Annotated in this window: 3 protein-coding genes; 2 read left to right on the forward strand and 1 reads right to left on the reverse strand. The window is 70.3% G+C overall.

Annotated elements, in window-relative coordinates; all coding sequences use genetic code 11:
• Window positions 1–101: 101 nt before the first annotated feature.
• Window positions 102–1,700, forward strand: coding sequence for an FAD-binding oxidoreductase (locus AC08ON_RS07385; RefSeq protein WP_476606966.1), 1,599 nt, complete (start codon window positions 102–104; stop codon window positions 1,698–1,700).
• Window positions 1,701–2,023: 323 nt separating this feature from the next.
• Window positions 2,024–2,182, forward strand: a complete 159-nt coding sequence (locus AC08ON_RS07390) for a hypothetical protein (RefSeq protein WP_023840589.1) — start codon at window positions 2,024–2,026, stop codon at window positions 2,180–2,182.
• A gap of 45 nt (window positions 2,183–2,227) precedes the next feature.
• Here AC08ON_RS07390 and AC08ON_RS07395 read toward each other — a convergent pair.
• Window positions 2,228–2,998 (reverse strand): NlpC/P60 family protein (locus tag AC08ON_RS07395; protein ID WP_476616679.1); only part of this gene is annotated, 771 nt, incomplete at its 5' end.

Raw genomic sequence — 2,998 nt, forward strand, 5'->3', positions numbered from 1 at the left:
TGTCGCCGGTGACCTAGGGTGTCGTGATGACACGGATGGTCTGACGACTCGTGACGACCATCGTCCACTCCCCGGACTCGTAGCAGCCGTGAGGACTGACCGTGGATTACGAGCCTGACCGACGATCGGTGCTACGGACCGCCGCCGCCGGAGCCGGCGGGCTCGGGCTCGCCGCGCTCGGGCTCGGTGGCGGCCTGATGAGCGCCTGTCAGCAGGAGGACGCCCCCCACCCGATACCAACGGAGATCGACTGGCGCACGCTCGACGAACGGCTGACCGGTCCGCTGCTGCGACCGACCGATCCGGACTACGCCGTCGCCAGCATGCTGTTCGACCCGGCTTTCGACGCGGTACGTCCGCAGGCGGTGGTCCGTGCCATGTCCGCGGGGGACGTCACGGCCTGCATCGACTTCGCCCGCTCCACCGGGATACATCTCGTCGCGCGGGCCGGTGGCCACAGCTACGGGGGTTACTCAACGACGACCGGGCTGGTCGTGGACGTGACTGCGATGGCGTCGGTCCGGCCGGGGCCCGACGGCACCGCGCTGATCGGGGCCGGAGCGCTGCTGATCGACGTCTACTCCGCACTCGCCGAGAACGGGCTGGCGCTGCCGGCCGGATCATGCCCGACCGTCGGCATCGCCGGGCTCGCCCTCGGCGGCGGCATCGGAGTGTTGAGCCGGCGCTACGGTCTGACCTGCGATCGGATGGTCTCCGCCGAGGTCGTGCTGGCCTCCGGGGATACTGTGCGCGCCGACGCCGACACCGAGCCGGACCTCTTCTGGTCGCTACGCGGTGCGGGCGGGGGCAACGTCGGCATCGTGACGTCGTTCACCTTCGCCACCCATCGGGCGACACCGTTGGCGCTGTTCACCTACCGCTGGCCCTGGGACGTGGCGGCGGACGTGCTCACCGCGTGGCAGGGCTGGATCGCCGACAGCGGCGGCGCGCCGGAGGACCTGTGGTCGACCTGCGTCGTGACCTCGATGCCGACGACCGGGGCCACCGGCAGCCCAGCCCTGCGGGTGAGCGGCGTGCTCGCGGGCGGCGCCGACGACACGCGGATCACATGGCTGCGGGATCGACTCGCCGACCTCGTCGCCGCCGTCGGCCGGAGGCCCTCGAGCACCTTCGTCGCCCAGCGTGGCCATCTCGAGACGATGTTGCTTGAGGCGGGCTGCGCGGGCAAAAGCGTCGACGCGTGCCACCTGCGCGACCGGACGCCCGGAGGCACCCTGCCACGGGTGGCCCAACGGGCCGCCTCGGCGTTCCTCACCGAACCGATGCCGGCCGGCGGGGTCGAGACGATGCTCGCCGCCCTCGAGCGACGCCAGCGCACACCCGGGGCCGGTCCGGGTGGCGTGATCCTGGATTCCTGGGGCGGCGCGATCAACCGGGTCGGCCCGGGTGACACGGCGTTCGTGCACCGCAACACGCTCGCCAGCGCCCAGTTCGTCGCCGGCTACTCCGTCGACGCATCCCCGGCGGACAAGGAGGCTAACCAGAGCTGGTTGCGATCCACGGTGGCGGCGACGGCGCCGTTCATGTCGTCGTCGGCGTACCAGAACTACATCGACCCGGACCTCACCACCTGGGCCGATGCGTACTACGGGGCGAACCTTCCGCGGTTGCGCCAGGTCAAGCGCGCCTACGACCCGGACAACCTGTTCCGCTTCGCGCAGAGCATCGCGCCGTCCTGACGGTCCTGAGCGGCTCCGGCGGGAGCTTCCCCGGCCAGGCCGGCCATTGCCCCGGACAGCCACCCCGCGCCGGGAATCGAAGTCAACCGACCCGGGGTCGCATGCACTATTAGATCCGTTCACCCATCCGTTGCCTACTGCCCACCTATGGTCAGATCCCTGTCCATCCGCTGTCCCCCGGCCCCGCCACCGCGCAGTTCACTCGCCGCTCCGGCGATTCATCTTGCAGCGACTACTCAAGGTGAGTACACACATGCTGTCGGTAGCGAACCGACGTTGGTGTCCGTCTGGCCGTGTCGACTGGGTTTTCTGTGAGGTCCTCGATGAAAAAAATCTTCTGGCCGTATGGCGTCGGGCTGTTCGCCCTGTTCTTCGCGGTGACAGCACCGGGTAACGCCGCCGATGTGGTGCACAGCGCCGTCGGTGCGCTCGGTGGCGTGGCCGACGGACTGTCCACCTTCGTGTCCCAGGCGGCTACCTGAGCGGAGCAACGGCGCACCCGGAGTGCCCGGAGCAGGAAATCCGGGTCAGGAACGCTGCCTAGCCAGCGGCCTGGTCACGGCCACGGTCCCACTCCAGTCCGAGATGTCGGATTCGACGACCCCCCACCGCGCTCCCTTGGCCGCGATGACCCGGCCGTCGCCGATGTACATCCCGACATGGCCCGGCGCCTCGGCGGTGCCGTCGGTGCCGGGGATGAACAGTAAGTCCCCCGGCTGCGGATCGACGCCCGCGACCTGCGGGCCGAACCGCAGCTGGTCGGTCGTCACGCGGGGGAGCTCGATGCCGATACGGCGATACGCCTCCCGGACCAGCGACGAGCAGTCCCAGGCGTCGGGACCGGTCGCACCCCAGACGTAGGGCTTGCCGATCTGCGACCGCATGAAGGCGACCATCGGGGCGACCGAACCTGCGGGGATGTCGACGCCGAGCTCCAAGGCGTCACCGTACACCTGTGCCTGCGCGAGGATCGTGCGGACGTAGTTACGCGTCTCGGTGTACGGCGGAATACCGGCGAAGGCGAGCACCGCGCCCGCTCCCGCGTTGTACGCGGCCAGCATCTTCTCCTGGGCCGCGCCGGACACGGAGGCGACCGAGGCCGCCACCGCGCAGTCGTACCGGGCCGCCGCGGGGATCGCGTCGGCCGGGTTCCACACATCGCCCTGCCCGTGGGAGGCCCACGTCCCGGGCATGAACTGGGCGATCCCCATCGCGCCCACGGGTGACCGGGCCCGCGGGTTGAAACCCGACTCCTGATGTAACTGGGCGGCCAGCAGGGCGGGAGTCACCTCGGCGCA

The organism is Frankia sp. CoWAU3 (genome assembly GCF_977971855.1).